Annotated in this window: 19 protein-coding genes; 5 read left to right on the top strand and 14 right to left on the bottom strand. The window is 65.5% G+C overall.

Going from position 1 to position 16168, the window contains the following annotated elements; translation table 11 throughout:
* Positions 1-96: 96 nt before the first annotated feature.
* Both ACXIQ9_RS05770 and ACXIQ9_RS05765 read left to right on the top strand, forming a co-directional pair.
* Positions 97-555: an EF-hand domain-containing protein gene (locus ACXIQ9_RS05770; RefSeq protein ID WP_459016034.1), complete on the top strand. Its 459-nt coding sequence runs from the start codon at positions 97-99 to the stop codon at positions 553-555.
* Entirely contained in the window at positions 545-1402 is an 858-nt protein-coding gene (locus ACXIQ9_RS05765) for an NAD(P)-dependent oxidoreductase (protein WP_459016033.1), read from the top strand. Before ACXIQ9_RS05770 ends, ACXIQ9_RS05765 begins: the two co-directional genes overlap by 11 nt.
* Here ACXIQ9_RS05765 and ACXIQ9_RS05760 read toward each other — a convergent pair.
* A complete protein-coding gene (locus tag ACXIQ9_RS05760; protein WP_296416244.1) occupies positions 1392-2126 on the bottom strand; it encodes a hypothetical protein in 735 nt (244 codons plus the stop codon). The genes ACXIQ9_RS05765 and ACXIQ9_RS05760 overlap by 11 nt on opposite strands.
* 53 nt (positions 2127-2179) lie before the next feature.
* Between ACXIQ9_RS05760 and ACXIQ9_RS05755 the strand changes: the two genes are divergently transcribed.
* Positions 2180-3256, top strand: a complete 1077-nt coding sequence (locus ACXIQ9_RS05755) for a UDP-N-acetylglucosamine--N-acetylmuramyl-(pentapeptide) pyrophosphoryl-undecaprenol N-acetylglucosamine transferase (RefSeq protein ID WP_459016032.1) — start codon at positions 2180-2182, stop codon at positions 3254-3256.
* On the opposite strand, the gene ACXIQ9_RS05750 is transcribed toward ACXIQ9_RS05755, so the two are convergent.
* Complete coding sequence (locus ACXIQ9_RS05750; RefSeq protein WP_459016031.1) at positions 3233-4300, bottom strand: pyridoxal phosphate-dependent aminotransferase; 1068 nt, start codon at positions 4298-4300, stop codon at positions 3233-3235. The genes ACXIQ9_RS05755 and ACXIQ9_RS05750 overlap by 24 nt on opposite strands.
* 67 nt (positions 4301-4367) lie before the next feature.
* Between ACXIQ9_RS05750 and ACXIQ9_RS05745 the strand changes: the two genes are divergently transcribed.
* Positions 4368-5162 (top strand): pentapeptide repeat-containing protein, encoded by a 795-nt coding sequence (locus tag ACXIQ9_RS05745; protein ID WP_459016030.1) that lies wholly within the window; start codon positions 4368-4370, stop codon positions 5160-5162.
* Here ACXIQ9_RS05745 and ACXIQ9_RS05740 read toward each other — a convergent pair.
* The 6 genes from ACXIQ9_RS05740 to ACXIQ9_RS05715 are packed head-to-tail and all read right to left on the bottom strand — an operon-like array spanning position 5159 to position 11540.
* Complete coding sequence (locus ACXIQ9_RS05740) at positions 5159-7366, bottom strand: type II secretion system protein GspD (protein ID WP_459016029.1); 2208 nt, start codon at positions 7364-7366, stop codon at positions 5159-5161. The genes ACXIQ9_RS05745 and ACXIQ9_RS05740 overlap by 4 nt on opposite strands.
* Before the next feature lie 36 nt (positions 7367-7402).
* Positions 7403-8065, bottom strand: coding sequence for a hypothetical protein (locus ACXIQ9_RS05735; RefSeq protein ID WP_459016028.1), 663 nt, complete (start codon positions 8063-8065; stop codon positions 7403-7405).
* Positions 8062-8745, bottom strand: a complete 684-nt coding sequence (locus ACXIQ9_RS05730; protein ID WP_459016027.1) for a PilN domain-containing protein — start codon at positions 8743-8745, stop codon at positions 8062-8064. The genes ACXIQ9_RS05735 and ACXIQ9_RS05730 overlap by 4 nt, the downstream gene beginning before the upstream one ends.
* Positions 8742-9611, bottom strand: a complete 870-nt coding sequence (locus ACXIQ9_RS05725; RefSeq protein ID WP_459016026.1) for a type IV pilus biogenesis protein PilM — start codon at positions 9609-9611, stop codon at positions 8742-8744. Before ACXIQ9_RS05725 ends, ACXIQ9_RS05730 begins: the two co-directional genes overlap by 4 nt.
* A gap of 38 nt (positions 9612-9649) precedes the next feature.
* The gene (locus ACXIQ9_RS05720) at positions 9650-10810 is read right to left on the bottom strand and encodes a quinone-dependent dihydroorotate dehydrogenase (RefSeq protein WP_296416250.1); all 1161 of its coding nucleotides are present in this window, start codon (positions 10808-10810) and stop codon (positions 9650-9652) included.
* Positions 10803-11540 (bottom strand): ribonuclease H family protein, encoded by a 738-nt coding sequence (locus ACXIQ9_RS05715; RefSeq protein ID WP_459016025.1) that lies wholly within the window; start codon positions 11538-11540, stop codon positions 10803-10805. The genes ACXIQ9_RS05720 and ACXIQ9_RS05715 overlap by 8 nt, the downstream gene beginning before the upstream one ends.
* A gap of 82 nt (positions 11541-11622) precedes the next feature.
* Between ACXIQ9_RS05715 and ACXIQ9_RS05710 the strand changes: the two genes are divergently transcribed.
* Positions 11623-12279, top strand: coding sequence for a DUF3747 domain-containing protein (locus ACXIQ9_RS05710; RefSeq protein ID WP_459016024.1), 657 nt, complete (start codon positions 11623-11625; stop codon positions 12277-12279).
* 256 nt (positions 12280-12535) lie between these two features.
* Here ACXIQ9_RS05710 and rplL read toward each other — a convergent pair whose 3' ends face one another.
* The 6 genes from rplL to secE form a co-directional block, all read right to left on the bottom strand.
* On the bottom strand, positions 12536-12922 hold the full coding sequence (rplL, locus tag ACXIQ9_RS05705; RefSeq protein WP_010313523.1) for a 50S ribosomal protein L7/L12: 387 nt from the start codon (positions 12920-12922) through the stop codon (positions 12536-12538).
* A gap of 62 nt (positions 12923-12984) precedes the next feature.
* Positions 12985-13518 carry a 50S ribosomal protein L10 gene (rplJ, locus tag ACXIQ9_RS05700; RefSeq protein ID WP_010313525.1) on the bottom strand — a complete coding sequence of 178 codons (534 nt, stop codon included), beginning with the start codon at positions 13516-13518 and terminating at the stop codon, positions 12985-12987.
* Between the two features lie 287 nt (positions 13519-13805).
* A complete protein-coding gene (gene rplA / locus ACXIQ9_RS05695) occupies positions 13806-14513 on the bottom strand; it encodes a 50S ribosomal protein L1 (protein WP_247476792.1) in 708 nt (235 codons plus the stop codon).
* An 84-nt stretch (positions 14514-14597) separates the two neighbouring features.
* Positions 14598-15023 (bottom strand): 50S ribosomal protein L11, encoded by a 426-nt coding sequence (gene rplK / locus ACXIQ9_RS05690; RefSeq protein ID WP_010313529.1) that lies wholly within the window; start codon positions 15021-15023, stop codon positions 14598-14600.
* Positions 15024-15141: 118 nt separating this feature from the next.
* Positions 15142-15759 carry a transcription termination/antitermination protein NusG gene (nusG, locus tag ACXIQ9_RS05685; RefSeq protein ID WP_459016095.1) on the bottom strand — a complete coding sequence of 206 codons (618 nt, stop codon included), beginning with the start codon at positions 15757-15759 and terminating at the stop codon, positions 15142-15144.
* A gap of 80 nt (positions 15760-15839) precedes the next feature.
* Positions 15840-16073 (bottom strand): preprotein translocase subunit SecE, encoded by a 234-nt coding sequence (secE, locus tag ACXIQ9_RS05680; protein ID WP_232197212.1) that lies wholly within the window; start codon positions 16071-16073, stop codon positions 15840-15842.
* Positions 16074-16168: the final 95 nt, after the last annotated feature.

Below are 16168 nucleotides of genomic sequence, written 5' to 3'. Positions count from 1 at the left end.
GAGATCAAGCTGCGGAAATCGCGCTAGACAGATCTGGTCACACCTTGCCGAGCGGCCAGGCCGATTGCAGCGAGCAGGGCTCCATAGCCTGATGCCATGAGGCGCCACCGCTCCTGTTTCCTGCTTGCCGCTGGCGCCGGCCTGCTCTTGGCCTTCCCCCTGGGCTTGCAGGCTCAGACGCCGCAGGAACTCAAGGCCTATGAACGGCGCCTGCAAGAGCTCTTCGAGCAACTGGACCGGGACGGCAACCGACGGCTCGATCGCCAGGAGGTGCAAGGGCAGCCCTACCTCCAGCGTCATTTCGACCGCCTCGACCAGAACCGCCGCGGCTACCTGACCCCCGCGGATCTCAAGCCCAGTAACAAGGTGCCGCCCCCGCGCGCCGAGCGGGTCCTGCGTAAGGCCGACCAGAACGGCGATGGCCGCATCGACCAACAGGAAGCCCAGGGCTACCCCTGGCTGCGCAAGCACTTCCAGACCATCGACCAGAACGGCGATGGCAGCCTGGATCGCGGCGAACTCAACACCCTCTCCAAACCAGCCCATGCCAACTGATGTGAGCTGTCTGGGCCTTGGAGCCCTGGGTGCCCCCATGGCCCGCAACCTGCTGCGGGCCGGATGGAGCCTGACGGTCTTCAACCGCACTCCCACTCCCGCCCAGTCCCTGGAGGCGGCGGGTGCCCAGCGGGCGATGACGGTGGCTGAGGCGGCGGCCGCATCGCCGTTGCTGCTGCTCTGCTTAAGCGATGACCAGGCGGTCGACGAGGTGCTGGCCCTAGCGAAGGGCCACCTGCAGCCTGGGGCGCTGGTGATCGACTGCTCCACCATCAGCCCAGGCACCAGCCAACGCCTCGCCGGTGAGCTCGCGACCCAGGGGGTGGACTACATCGATGCTCCGGTGACCGGCGGCACCGAAGGAGCCGAAGCCGGAACCCTACGGGTGTTGATCGGGGCTGAGCTGGACCAGCTCGAGCGGGCTCGGCCGCTCCTGGAGGTCATTGGCGGCAGCCTGCATCACTTCGGCCCCGTGGGAGCAGGGCAACAGGCCAAGGCGGTCAATCAGGTGTTGGTGGCCGGCAGCTATGCCGCTGTCGCTGAAGCCCTGGCCCTCGCCGATCGCCTGGGGCTACCGCAAGACGCCCTGGTGCAGGCCCTAAAGGGCGGCGCCGCTGGCTCCTGGGCCCTGGAGAACAGGAGCCAACAGATGATCAACGACTCCTATCCGTTGGGGTTCAAGTTGGCCTTGCACCGCAAGGACCTCGGCATCGCCCTGGGTGCCGCAGCCGAGGCCCGGCTGGAGCTGCCGATCTGCGAACGGGTGGCCGCCCTAGAGGACGAGCTGATCGAGCAGGGCTGCGGTGAGCTGGATGTCTCCGCGCTGGCCCGTTGGTTTAAAGCGTGAGCTCGGAGCGCTTAGCGACCACCCGGACCTGCTTGGACGCCGCGACGATCCCCTTGGGGTGAACCAACAGCACCGCCCAGGTCTGACTGCCCGGCTGGAAGGGGGCCTGCACGGTCTTGAACAGGCCGCCGCCACCGAGGGCCTCAAGCTGCAGGTCAGGCGCCTGCAACCGCAGCAACTCGCTGACGGTGACGGGCTTGATCGCCCCGGCAACCACCGCACCGTTGAGGGGGTCGTCAAAGATCACGTCGAGGTCGTAGCGCTGCCCGGTCAGCACGGCATCGGGTATCAACAAGCTGACCTTGAGGTTGGGGTCACCACTGCGCAGAATCGAATTGGATTCAATTACGTCCTGGCTGTTGAAGCGATCGCCACTGGATCCCAGCACCAGCTTCTGGGTGGCTTCAAAGCGGAATTTGTAGGGCCCCTGCTTACGGCTACCGGCAACGGTGACGAGGGTGGTGGGCCGTCCGTCCTTGAGGGAGACCCCAGGGCTCACCTGCCAACTGGCATCGGGGAACTGGGCGCGCAAGAAGTCGCGGCGCTGCAACACCAGCGCGGGATCCAGGCCATTCCCGGCCTCGAGCAGGGCCGAGATCTCCGAGGAGGAGCCATTGTTCAGGGCCTCCTGCAGGGCCTGCAGGCTGGGCGCCGCCCGAAGGGGAGCCCCCATGGCCAGACCCGTGAGAGCGAGGGCGGCAGCCAGGAAGGAGCGCAACTGCACGGGAGCTCAACGGGGAGGTGCCCTTAAGTTAGGCGCGCTCATCAGCGATGCCCATGTCACGCCTGTTGATCGCTGCCAGCGGCACCGGCGGGCATCTCTTCCCAGCCCTCGCCGTGGCCCAGGCCCTGCCCTCGGACTGGGAGATCCAGTGGCTCGGGGTTCCCGACCGGCTGGAAACCGAGCTGGTTCCCCAGGACTACCGGCTGCACACCGTCGATGCCGGCGGCCTTCAGGGCCGGGGACTGCGCAAGCTCACCAACCTGCTGCGCCTGCTGGGCGCCACCGTCACGGTGCGGCGCTTGATCCGCCGGGAACGCATCCGCCTGGTCTTCAGCACCGGCGGCTACATCGCTGCACCGGCGATCCTGGCGGCCCGCTGGTGCGGGGTGCCGGTGGTGCTGCATGAATCCAATGGCGTGCCAGGAAAAGTCACGCGCCTGTTCGGGCGGCTCTGCAGCCAGGTCGCAGTCGGCCTACCCCAGGCGGCAGAGCGCCTGCAGGGCTGCCGCCCGCGGGTGACGGGCACCCCGGTACGCCGGGAGTTTCTGCAGGCGACTCCACTCCCGAATTGGGTCCCGGCGGGAGCGGGCCCACTGCTGCTGGTCATGGGCGGCAGCCAGGGTGCCGTGGGACTCAACCGCATGGTCCGGCCCCTGCTGCCCCGACTACTGAACCTGGGCTGCCGGGTGGTCCACCTGAGCGGCAACAACGACCCCGAGAGCGGTCAACTGCAACACCCCCGCTACGCCGAGCGACCCTTCAGCGACGAGGTGGCCGGCTTGCTGCAACACGCCGATCTGGTGATCAGCCGTGCGGGTGCCGGCAGCCTGAGCGAATTGGCGGTCTGCGGGAGTCCAACGATCCTGGTCCCCTACCCCCAAGCAGCGGACAAGCACCAGGACGCCAACGCCGGTGCCGCCGCGGCCGTCGGCGCGGCCGTCATCGTCTGGCAGCACCCCCCAGAACACCCAGCCCTGGAGCGCACCCTCTGGCGTCTGCTCGGTCCCAGGCTGCGGGGCTGCGATCCGGTGATCGACCCACTGCTGCAGTTACACCGGGGCATGGAGCAGCTGGCCGTCCGCGATGCCGAAGCTCTGATCGCAGGACTACTGCAGGAGCTCAGCGCCTAGGGCCCGCAGCAGACGCCTGTTGCCCGAGCGGCTTTGGTAGCCGATCCGCAACCAGGACTCGCCAAGCCCGGCGAAGGATCGGCAATCGCGCACCAGGATGCGATGTCGCCGCTCCAACGCCTCCCGAAGCGGCTGCAGGGAACCCTGCTCAGCGCGCAGCAGCAGGTAATTGACCGCTGACGGGTAAGGGTGAATGCCAGGCAACGCCCGCAGGCGCTGCTGCAGCCACTGGCCCTCCTGCACCACCCAGGCCTGCACGCGGGAGCACCAGCGCTGGTAAGCGCGGGGATCGCTCAGCAGGGCATCGGCCAGCGCTCCAGCCCAGGTATTGATGGGCCAGGGATCCCGCCAGCCGGCCCAGCGCTGCAGCCGCTCGGGCTGGGCCACGGCATAGCCGAGCCGAACCCCAGCAATTCCGTACAGCTTGGTGAGGCTGCGGATGATGATCAGGTTGGGGTGCTCCGCCACCAGCGGAATCAAGGACTGTTGCTCCCCGCCCGGCACCAACGGCAGGAAGGCCTCGTCGCAGATCACCAGGCGATGACGCGCCAGCAGCGGGCTCAAGGACGCGCGGCTCCAGAGCTGTCCGGTGGGGTTATGGGGGTTGGTGATCCAGAGCACCTCCGCAGCGGCGACGGACGGGAAGGGTTGCGGGAATGCGGCGTCCCACTTAAGGGGGAGGGCCAAGGGCCGCTGCTGGCCGCCCCAACACTGAAGAGCGCGCGCGTAGTCAGCGAAGCCGGGCTGGGGCAACAGCGACAGACCACCGCTGGCCGCATCACGGGCAGCCCAGGTGAACAGTTCCGCCGCACCATTGCCAGGCAGCACCAGCTCCGGATCCAAGTCATGCAGCCGCGCGATCTGATGGCGCAGCCGCCAGTGGCTGCGGTCGGGATAGGCCCGCAGATCCACCTGACGCAGGGCCCGCCGGGCCTCCCGCGGCAGGGCGAAGGGCGCCAGGGACGCGCTGGCATCCAGGATCTGATCCGGCCGGCAGCCCAAGCGCCGCGCCGTCGCCTCCAAGTTGCCGCCGTGGGCTTCCATCTCCCCAGCCTGATCGACGGGGGGAGAGATGACCGTTAGAACAGCGCCAGTTCGGCCGCACCAGCCCATGGCTCGCCTGCGTCTCCATCTGGCCGGCTTGGCTTTGGTGCTGGGGAGCGGAGCCGCCCAGGCGGCCGATCACCAAGCGGTGATTCGCACCCTCGATCAACGCTCCTGCGAGCGCTGCATGCTGCAGGACGCCGACCTGGTCCATGCCGACTTGCGGGACGCACAGCTGCAAGGGGCCCAGTTGGAGCGGGCCAACCTCAGCGGAGCGCGCCTGGATGGAGCCGACCTGAGGGAGAGCAACCTGCGCTTCACCAGCCTGGCCGGCGCATCCCTGCGGGGAGCGGATCTCCGGGGCTCAGTGCTAGAGGGGACCGATCTACGCAACAGCGACCTCTCCGGTGCACGCCTGGACCCCGGCGCCCTCGAGGGCAGCCATTGGCAAGGGGCCCGCGGGGTCGGCGCCGCAGTCCACAGCTATGCCGCCCTCCACAACGCCGGCGTTCAAGCGGCGGAAGCCGGCCGCTTTCCAGAGGCCGAGCAGTTCTTCAGCCAGGCGATTGAACGGCTCCCCAACGCCGCTGTGAGCTGGATGGCTCGGGGGGTCAGTCGCGCCGAGCAGGGCCAGTTCAACCTGGCCGCCCAGGACCTGCGCTATGCCGGCCGGCTCTACAGCGAGCTGGGGGCGCTCCAGCAGGCCCAGTCACTGGAGGAGGCAGCAAACACCCTGCTCAAGCCCAGCAAGAAAGCAAAGGGAGGCAATGGCATGGGCAGCGCCCTGCTGGGGGGACTAATGGCCGCCTTCAAGATGGTGGCGCCGATCGCCGCCAAGGCCGCCCTTCCGGGCTCGATTTAGTAGGGCGAGACCAACTGACGGGCTTCTGGCGTCGCGGCTTGGTAGCCGTAGCCAAAGTTGCCGCCGTTGTCGTCGCGGATGATGCGCGGCGAAACCAAGATCACCAGCTCTCGCTTCTCACGCCTGTTGATCGAATCCCGGAAGAATTGACCGACAAAGGGAATATCTCCGAGCACGGGCCACTTGCGCACCACGGCCTGGTCGTAATCAGAAATCACACCCGTCAGGATCAAGGTCTGGCCATCGCGCACACGCACCTCGCCGGTGTCCAAGCGACGGGTCGTCAAGGTGTTCACGGTGCCGCAGCCTTCAATGCGCACGTCCGTCGCAATCACCGCCGAGATCTCCGGTGACATCGAGAAGGTGACAAAGCCGTTGTCATCAATGCGGGAGACCCGCGCACCAAAGGTCAAACCTGCCGTTCCAAACTCCGGCTGACAGCTATTCGGGGCACCGTTTTGCCCGGCCTGCACGGTGTAGCTGACAATCTCCTGGGCCCCAACCGTCACAAAGGACTCGTTAGCAAAGGGACGACCAATGGAAGCCGTGTTGAGTGCAGCGGTGCCCGAACCGCCAACGGTGACCGCCGCACCGGAAGCGATCGGCTCGGAATTCTCGTTAATGATCAGGGTCGGCGAAGCCAGAACCTTGGTCGTGTTCGACTCAATCAGACCTCGGACGAAATCGAAGTAGTTATTTTGTGGGTAAGCCACTCCTGGATTAACTGGCGCCGGGCTACTAGCCGTGATTGGCTGAGTTGCGACAGTTGCCAATTCACCTGTGGCCGTCACTGTCTCAGTCTTGGCGCTTTCAGCACCACCTGCAATCGTGCTGAATTGATCCCCTTGCGGCGGCAGCAAGCCACCAAAGGCACCTAAGAATTCACCCCGATCACTGACAACGAAGTTGCTGCCGGAGCGGAAGGCAAAGGAGTTCGAAAGGCTGGTGTCATTGTTCAAGGTGACATCCAGAATCTTCACCGACAGCGCCACCTGCCGCTGGCGCAGATCGATCTGCCGGAGGTAGTTCTCAGCGACGGAAACCAACTGCGAATCACCTACCAAGGTGATGGTGCGCAGGCGTGAATCGGTCGTCCCAATCAAGCCACGCAGGGGACCGGTGGAGGCGCCATAGGTCTCCGTGGTGGTGATCTGCTCCTTCTTGGTCTGCTGGGTTTGCTCGCCACCAGCCACCTGGTTCGCCACGGGCTGCCCCGAGGTCACCGCATTGGTGATCGTTGTGACCTGGGTGATGCGCGCCCCCAGGCTGGCCAAGTACTTGGCGGCCGACTCAGCTGAGGCCTGGTTGAGGCGATAGACCTTGGACATCTGGGTGCCGAAGGTCTTGCCCATGACCGAGGGACCCGCCAGCAACAGATTCCCTTCCATCCGCCCCTGCAAACCAGAGGCCAGCAGCACCGAGTTCAAGGCCTTGCTGTAGGCCTCACCGCGGAAAGACAGCGAAACCGTCGGGCCTGCGCTGGTCTGAGCACCCGGTCGCTCCTCATCGTCGACATAGACAAAGCCGTAGCCACCCATCTGACTGAGGGCCATCAGGGCGTCTTTTGCCGGTGCGTTGCGCAGGGTCATCGTCACCGGCGGGCCGCTGAGGTTGAGATAACTGCGGTTGCGCAGCACCATCGTTCCCACGGCCATATCGCCCAGGGGCGGCGCCACCGCCCTGGGTTGCAGGGGCGGGGCATAGCGCGGCTGGGGCACCGAGCCGGGCTGATTGAGGTTGAAGGTGCCGGTCTTCGAGACCAACTCGCTGGGGGCGCTGAAGCTCAGGATCAGGTTGCGGCCATCGGCACTGACCACCGGCTTGGAGGCCGGTGCCCCCGGCATCGGCACCACCTCCAGCTCAAACTCGCGGCCACTCCCCCGGATGCTCACGCGCTTCAGGCCGGCCTCCGGCAGGGTCAATGTTTGCGGGCCGACCTTCAGGGAGGCGGATTGACTCAGCTGCAATTGCCCCTGCCACCCGGCCGCGGTTTGGCGTTGCCGCAGCAGCGGAGCCGCACCGGTGCCCTCGACCACCACGTCCACGCTGTTGGCGCCACGGCGCAACTGCAGCAGCAGCGCCCCGCCGGACGGCGCGACGGACGGCGCGGGAGCAGAGGCGCTGGACTGCGGCAGCGCCAGCGCTGGAGCCGTCATCGCGGCAGCAGCCATCAGGGCTGAGATGCCAGTGCGCCGCCAACCCACGCTGCCCTTTGCCAGTTGGGCGGATGGTATCGATGCTCAGCCGGGCTTTCCAGGCTTCTGACTTGGGCTGTGATCTCTCGCATAGAGGCCCAGATTCAGCCGCAATTCGGTGGGCTCCAGCACCACCCGGCCATCCTTGTCTTTGCTGCTGTTGCCACTTTTGAGCGAGAGATCGCTCTGGACCACCAAGAGGCTCAGGCGCTCCAGACGCCGCAGAAAATCCAACAGCTGCGGGCCACTGCCGCGGGCGCGCAGCAACACCGAGGTCTTCTTCAAACCAGGGGCCAACAACGGATCCGCCGGCAGGGTCTCAGCCGCGGTCTTGTTGCTTTTTTTGCTGGTGGGCGGTGCGACGGCCTGAACCGGTTCATAGCCATCCAGCAGCACGCCGGTCTGGGCCGCCTGTTCACTGAGCTGGGCCAAGAACGTCTGCAGCTCGCCGCTGCCCGCGATCAACCCCAGGATCTGGGCATTCCTGCGGTCAGCTTGCTCCCGCTGCTGCTCCAGGCTCTCGAGCTGACGGCGCAGCAAGGGCAAGCGCTGCTGTTGCTCCTCCAGCACCAGCAGCTCCTGCTGATCCGCCTGCAAGCGCTGCATACGGGGCCAGGCCACCAGGCCCCCCAGGGCTGCAGCCAGCAGCACCCCCAGAAGGACCGGTGCACCGAGCAACACCTGCTCTCGCCGCAGTTGGAGGCTCATGGCAGCACCCCCTTGGACTGCAGCAAACGCAGACGCTGCACCAAACCGTCGGCCTGCAGGGCCTGCAGCACCGCCAACTGTTGATCCGGAGCCAGGGCCGCGAAGCGAACGGAGAGCTCCCAGTCCACCGGTCCCCCGCTAGCGCCATCGCGCTGGAGCTTCACCACCTGAACCGACTCGGCATCAAACAAAGGCGATTGGGACAGCAGCAGACTCAGCCCATTGACCCGTCGGAATGCCTGGGGATCAACGGCGACCCCTTTGAGCAGCAAGCCGTTGTTCTGGGAGCGCACCTCCGTGAGCTGCACACCGGCCGGGGTGACCGCGGACAACTGAGCCAGCAAGGCCGAGCCGGAGGACACCCCCACCAGACCCTTGGCCAAGCCCTCGCTGCTGCGCTGCAGCTGAGCCTTGGCCCGCCGCACCCGTCCGACCCGCGTCTCCAGGGTCTGCACCTGCAGCTTGATGCCGGCGAGGTTCGCCAGGGCAGCGTTCACCTGCTGCTGGCGCCACCCCAGCGCCACCAGCAACAGCAGCATCAAGGCAAGGACGCCACCGCCAATGGCCGAGCCCTTGAGCAACAGCGGGCGGGCCGGAAGCATGGACCCACCTGGCTCAGCCACGCCGCTGGCGCGCCGCCGCTCCTGCAGCAGATCGAGGGGGCCAAGACGAGGGCTCATCGCTCCAGCTCCGCCGCGGCCAGCCCCCAGAGCAGACCCAGAGACCACTGCGCTGGGTCGCTCCGCAAGGGATCCAGGCCATTGAGCTCCAGCGGAAGACAACTCTGCAGGGTCTCCAGCGCCGAAGCCGGCAGGGCCGCTGAGACCACGACATCCATCGAGCGCGGCTGAGGAGCCTGGGATTGCCAATAGCTCAGGCATTGGTTGAGCTCGCTTTGCAAGGCCTCCAGCTCCGCCAACGGCGGCAGTCGCCACTGCCAGATCGGAGCCCCCCGCTCCAGGCGCAGCAACCAGCTCTGCTCAGGCTCCAGGCCCAACAACCAACCCTTCTGGCCCTCGACGCAGCGCAGTGCACAGACCGGAGCAGCCTCGAGGGCATCGAGACCGAGGCCCGCATCGGCAAAGACCTCGATCCAGTCCTCCAGCAAGGCTGATTCGACCGCCACCGAGACACGGCTGCCCGGGGAGGAGGGCAGAGGGGAGCTCAGCAGATCCACCGCGGTCTCCGGGGGCCAAGGCAAACGCAGGGCCTCCAGCTCCTTCGGCATCGCCATTCGCTCGGGAGCGCTGCCCTGTAGAAGGCGTAGTTCGCAGGCGCTGCCCGGCAGCACGGCCCAGATCCGGGCCCCGGGGTAGCCGCACTGCACCAACCAATCTCCCAATAGATCCGCCAGGGCCGAACCAGACACGGGACGTCCGCCCGTGCAGAGCCCCGGCGGCAGGGACAACTGATCGACCCAGCTCAGGCGCCCTCCGCTCAGGACCATGGCCGTGATCGCTTGATCCTGCAGCTCGAGGTAGACCCGCTGCGGAAACAGCCAGGCTTGCAAGGGGCCGAGGCGCTCTTGAACTCCTGCGAGCACCACTCGCCTTCCGCTTGCTCTATCCGCAAGCTATCGAGATTTCAGCTCCAGGGCACCCCAGAGCCGACGGCTTCGCTGATGTTGCGGAAACCGTGGCGATCGAGCTGCTGGCTCAAGCCCTCGAGAATCTCCGGAACCAGGCCAGGCCCGCCGTAGATCCATCCGGTGTAGAGCTGCACCAGGGACGCACCGGCGGTGATCCGCTCCCAGGCGGACGCGGCGGAGTCGATGCCACCCACCCCGATCAAGGGCAGGCTTGGGCCAGCGGTGACCCGCAGCCGGCGCATCACCTCCAGGGCCCGCTGGCGCAGGGGTGCACCACTCAGTCCCCCCGCCTCCTCCGCCAAGGTCTTGCCGGTTTGGGCCAGGCGCCTGCCCTCCAGGCCCAGGCGATCCAGGCTGGTGTTCACGGCAATCACCCCAGCCAAGCCCTCCTCGTAGGCCAAGCGGGCAATCGAATCGATGGCGTCGTCCTCCAGGTCCGGGGCGATCTTCACCAGCAACGGGGGGCAGGCCGGCAGACGCCGCAGCCGCTCCACCAGGCGACGCAGCTGGACTTCGTCCTGGAGTTCCCGTAACCCCGGAGTGTTGGGGGAGCTGACATTGATCACGGCGTAGTCCGCCAGGGGAGCCAACAACTCCAACGACGAGGCGTAGTCGTCCGGGGCGAGATCCAGGGGGGTGACCTTGGACTTGCCCAAATTGATCCCCAAGACCGCCGGTCGCTGCCCGGCCGCCGGCAGAGCCTGGCGCTCCAGGGTGCGGCGCGCCGCCTCGGCCCCTTGGTTGTTGAACCCCATGCGGTTCAAGGCGGCCCGCTCCTCGGCCAAACGGAACAGCCGGGGCCGGGGGTTCCCGGGCTGCGCATGCCAGGTGATCGTGCCCAGTTCGGCAAAGCCAAAACCAAACAGATGCCAGATGCCCGCGGCTACGGCGTTCTTGTCAAAGCCGGCGGCCAGACCAACAGGATTGAGGAAGCGGCAGCCAAAAAGGGTTTGCTCCAGCCGCAGGTCCTTGCGCTGCAGCTCTGCCCCTAGGCCCGCCAGGGAACTACTCACCAGGGGCCAGTTGCGGCGCAGGGAGGCCTGCCCCAGGGCCTGCAGTGTGAGTTGGCTCAGCTGCTCAGCATCGGCACCGTCATCACGGCTGAGCAGGGGACCCACAAAACGCTGGTAGAGCGATCCCGTGCCGACCTCAGCCATCTACTCGCTCCTCGCCTTGGGGCTCCCCTGATCCTGACGCGTCACGGCGAAGACGCCAGCGCCCCTCGTCCAGGGGAAGGACCTGCCAATCGCGCCAGCGCCAGGGACCATCGCGTCCCTCCAGGGTCTTGAGGGGCTTCTCGACCAACTGCGCCAGCTCCATCAGGCTCAACCCGTAGTCGCCCTCGGCCAACCGATCCGCCAACTCCAAGCGGGTCAGCAGCTGCTGCAGGGCCGGAGGGGCCAGATCAAGGGCCGGGGCCGCCTCCACCACCTCCCCGGCCGCCAGCTGGATCGGGTTGCCCTTGGAAAAGGCCACGGCGATGACATCGCAGCGGTCGTTGTCGGGATCACCGCTGTGGCCCTTCACGTAGGTCAGGGGCAAGCCCTGGATCCGCGCGCCGTCGAGGGCCTCCCAGAGGTCGCGATTGAGAACAGGGCTCCCGGAGGCCGTGCGCCAGCCCTTGCGCTTCCAACCGTTGATCCACTTGCTGAAGCCGTCGATCAGGTACTTGGAGTCCGTGCGGATGCTCAGGTCCGGGTGACGCGGCAGAACCGCCAAGCGCTCCAGCAGGGTCAGCGCCGCCGTCAGCTCCATGCGGTTGTTGGTGGTGTTGGCCTCCGCCCCACCGAATTCCTGAACGCTGCCATCGTCAAAACGCAGCAACGCTCCCCAGCCGCCAGGGCCGGGATTTCCGCTACAAGCGCCGTCGCAGGCGGCGGCAACCACCTTGGGCGTATCACTGACCACTGGGCTTGTCCCCCAACATCCGGTACAACACAGCTCTCGTCAGGAGCCCAGGAGACATCCCATGCAGCGAAGCTACCTCCCGTGGGCCGGCCTCGCTCTGCTGAGCGCAGGCCTGGTGGGCAGCCAAGCCGCCGCAGGGGTCTTCCAAAGCCAGCCGCTCGAGCAGGAGCGTCTGGCCGTGCTGGGGCAACCGGTGGGCAACCAGGACTGGAAGCTGCTGGTGCTCGAGCAGCTCAAACCCCAACCGAAGTGCTGGGAAGAACGCCGGGACGGCCTGATTGATCCGGCTCTCAACCGCTTCAACTTCAGCGGGATCTGCAGCCGCTACCTCGACAGCAATGGCTATTCCCTGCGGGTCGGCGAGGACGACGTCTCGCCCCGTTATCGCCTGAGGCTCGAGAGCCAAGGGAACACCCTGGTGCTGCTGGCGATGTCCGGCAGCCACCCGACCGAACTCGTCGTGGGGCGTGGGGCGATCCCCCTGCGGGACCGCAGCGGATTTGTCGCCCTCAAGCTGGAGCCGGGCTGGCAGCTCGAACGGCGGATGTACGGCGAGCGCAGCTTGAGCCATGTCTATTTCGCCAACCCCAAACCCCTCGATGGCTTGATCGCCCAGGCGGAACGGCGCCAGGACCGTCCAGCAGTGGCCATGAGCAGCAGCACCGGCCCCATCGCCCTCCAGGTGATCCCTTACGCCGGGCAGACGCCACGATTCTGATCAGGGACAGTTGAGACAGCGGTCCGAACCGGCGGCCTGGTCTTTTTCTCTGGCGGTAAGGTTTTGGCGTGTGAGGAGTGCGGAACACCACTTCCGGGGTCGAAACGAGGAAAGACTCCCAGAAGCGTTCCGGCTCAAAGCCCTGCCTTCGGCGGGGCTTTTTTATTGCTCAGCCGCCGCTACACACAAAAAAGCCGGCCCCCGAAAGGGCCGGCTTCGTTGAAGGAGTGGACTGCCGAAGCAGCCCACGGCGGGATCACTTGAGGGAGACCTTGCCGCCGGCCTCTTCGATGGCCTTCTTCATGGCTTCGGCATCAGCCTTGGCCACGCCTTCCTTGACGTTGCAGGGAGCGCCTTCGACAAGAGCCTTGGCTTCGCCCAGACCCAGGCCGGTGGCCTCGCGGACGGCCTTCAGGACCTTGATCTTGGCAGCCGCGTCGAAGCCCTCGAGGTGGACGTCGAACTCGGTCTTCTCTTCAGCAGCTTCAGCAGCACCGCCAGCGGCGGGGGCAGCCATGACGACGCCAGCGGAAGCGGCGGCGGACACACCGAAGGCCTCTTCGATCTGCTTGACAAGCTCAGAGGCTTCCAGCAGGGAGAGGGACTTCAGCTGCTCGAGGATTTGGTCGGTAGTAGCAGACATGGTTGGGAATCAGCAACAGATCTGTGTAAACAGTCGGATCGGAGAGCTCAGCAGAGCAGGCCTCAGTCGGCCTTGCCCTCGCCATCGGCGTGCTGCTTGAGCGCCCGAGCAAGACCGGAAGGAACTTCGTTGATGCCCACAGCCACCTTGGTGGCCACGGCGTTGATCGCACCTGCGATCTGCGCCATGAGCACCTCCTTGGAGGGCAGATCCCCGATGGCCTTGATTTCGGATTGGGAGAGGAGCTTGCCTTCGAAAAGGCCTCCTTTCGTCTCCGATTTCTTGGTCTCCTTCTGGAAGGTCTGAACGGCCTTCACAGCACCACCCACGTCGCCCTTGACGAGCACGAAGGCGTTGGTGCCGGTGAGGAGGGAATCGAGTTCCGACCAAGCGCTATTGCCATCAATGGCACGGCGCATCAAGGTGTTTTTGGTCACCTTGCAGACACCGTTGCTGGCCTGCAGACGAGTCCGCAGATCAGACATTTCCTTGATGGACAGACCCTTGTAGTCAAGGACCAGCGCCATTTCGGCCTCGCCAAGGAGCTGCTTCAGCTCTTCGACGATCTGTTGCTTGTTCTCCAGAGTGCGGCCCATGGTTAAGGATCGGATCAGGGGAACAAGCCGGGAACGCAACCCCAGTACCGGGCGGTACTCGAGGGCTGCGGCTCGCTTCACCCAACCCGAACTCCCGAGGGAGCCCTGGTGAGAAAAACTGTCGCGGACACCTCGGCAGGGTTTAAGGACTCAGGTTCTGCGAGCAGAACAGGAATTCGACCTGCTGTCTTGGGTAGGGCGCGTAACCCTTCTGGCATTAGCCAGAGAAAGAACATACAACAAAGCCCCCGCCGGAGCGGGGGCTTTGCGCAGAGGGACGGGGACGATCAGCCCTCTTGCTTGATGTCCTGCAGTGCAGACACATCCACTTCCACGGAAGGACCCATGGTGGAGGTGATGTACAGGCTCTTCCAGTAGCGACCCTTCGCACCGCTGGGCTTGTTGCGGTCGATGGTCTCCTGCAGCGCCTTCAGGTTGTCCAGCAACTTGGCAGCGTCAAAGCTGGCCTTGCCGAAACGCACGTGGACGATGCCGGTGCGGTCAGCGCGGAACTCCAGTTTGCCGGCCTTGAACTCGCTGATGGCCGAGGCCAGGTCGGTGGTGACCGTGCCGGCCTTGGGGTTCGGCATCAGACCACGGGGGCCGAGGACACGACCGAGCTTGGCGACCTTGGGCATCATGTCCGGGGTCGCGATCAGCAGATCGAACTCCATCTCACCCTTGGAGATGGTTTCGACCAGATCGTCGTCACCAGCCAGATCAGCACCAGCGGCCTTGGCCTCAGCGACCTTTTCACCGCGAGCGATCACAGCGATGCGAATGCTCTGACCGGTGCCGTGGGGCAAGGCCACGGTGGTGCGCAGCTGCTGGTCGGTGTACTTGGGGTCGATGCCGAGGCGAGCGTGGGCTTCAACGGTCTCATCGAACTTGGCGGTGGCGTTGGCCTTGACCAGGTCGACAGCCTCTTGCGGGGCGTAGACGCGTTCTTCAACCTTGCCGACGGCGGCGGAGTAGCGCTTGGAGAGTTTGGGCATGTCAGGAATGGGGTGCAGACGAGCTCAGGAGCTCTCCCCCGCTAAGGAACAAAAGGAATGGATGAGCCGGGATGAACCCGAGACTCAGTCCTTCACAGCCACGCCCATGTTGCGGGCGGTGCCTTCGATGATGCGCATGGCCGACTCAACGCTGGTGCAGTTGAGGTCGGGCAGCTTGGTCTTGGCGATCTCTTCGAGCTGTGCGCGGCTGATGGCCCCGACAGAACCCTTGGAAGAGGTGGCGGCACCCTTGGCGATTCCGGCTGCCTTCACGATCAGCACGGAAGCGGGAGGGGTCTTGGTGATGAAGGTGAAGCTGCGGTCTTCAAAGACCGAGATCTCCACCGGAATCACGTATCCGGCTTTGTCCTGCGTCCGAGCGTTGTACTCCTTGCAGAACGCCATGATGTTGACGCCGTGCTGACCGAGGGCAGGGCCCACCGGCGGCGCGGGGTTTGCTTTGCCGGCGTCGAGCGCCAGCTTGATCACAGCTACAACTTTTTTTGCCATCGTCCTGGCGTCTTGAGCAATCTGCGGATCCGCGACCTTAGGGCAGCGTGTGCGGCGGACTCCGAAAACCGAAGCACCGCCTTAGGCCGCCCTCCGCAGGGAGACGGCCGCACGGGAATCAGCTTTGTTTGCTGATCTGGGAGAACTCGAGTTCCACCGGGGTTTCCCGGCCAAAGATCGAGAGCAGAGCCTTGAGCTTGTTGCGATCGCCCGACACCTCGATGACTTCGCCTTGGAAGTCTTTGAAGGGACCAGCGGTCACCAAGATTTGATCGCCTTCGGTCAGATCGACCTTCACCACAGGCTTCTTCTCGGCAGCCCGCTTGAAGATGCGATCCACCTCCTGACGGCTCAGGGGGCGAGGCTTGATGTGACCGCGGACCTTGCCGGTGGCACGGCGATCTTCCGCACCCACGAAGTTGATCACGTTTGGGGTGCTCCGCACCGCCATCATCGTGTCCTCATCGAGGACCATCCGAACCAAGACGTAGCCGGGGAAGACCTTCTCTTCGGTGCTGGTGCGGCTGCCGTCCTTCTTGAGTTTGACCGCGGGGGTCTGGGGGATCTCGATCTCGAGGATGCGTTTGTCCACGCCGAGGGTGACGGCCCGCTGCTCGAGGGTGGCCTTGACTTTTTTCTCGCAGCTGGAGGCCACCTGAACGGCGTACCAGCGGGCAATCAGAGCCCGGCCTTCCGAGTCAGCGGCGGGAGCTGCGGGTTCGGCGTCGGCAGCCAGATCCGCCGCGGCGAATTCTTCAGTGGTCAAGTCGACGTCGGACACGGGCAAAGGAAGGAGAGGGCGAAAGATTCAGCGGGTCAGCGGAACACCTGGGAGCTTCCCCAGCTGTAGAAGCGATCGACGGCAGCAATCGCAAAAGCCGAAATGGTGACCATCAAGATCACCGCGACTGATTCACCAAACAGCTGCTGACGGCTCGGCCAGACCACCTTGCGCAATTCAGCGACGGTGTCTGCCACGAAACCGGTCTTCACCGGTTCGGTGGCGGCGGCCTCGTCGGACTTGACTTGTGGTTCGGTCTGGGATTCCACGGATGAAGATTCCACAGGGGAAATCAGGGCCAAGCCTCATGGGCAGAGCATGAAGCCTGCTGAGCCTTCAGCGGGCCGCGCGGCGTGTTGAGCCC

The sequence above is a fragment of the Synechococcus sp. LTW-G genome (genome assembly GCF_054459035.1).
The sequence above is the reverse complement of the archived record's forward strand: the minus strand, read 5'-3'. Positions and strand labels throughout refer to the sequence as shown.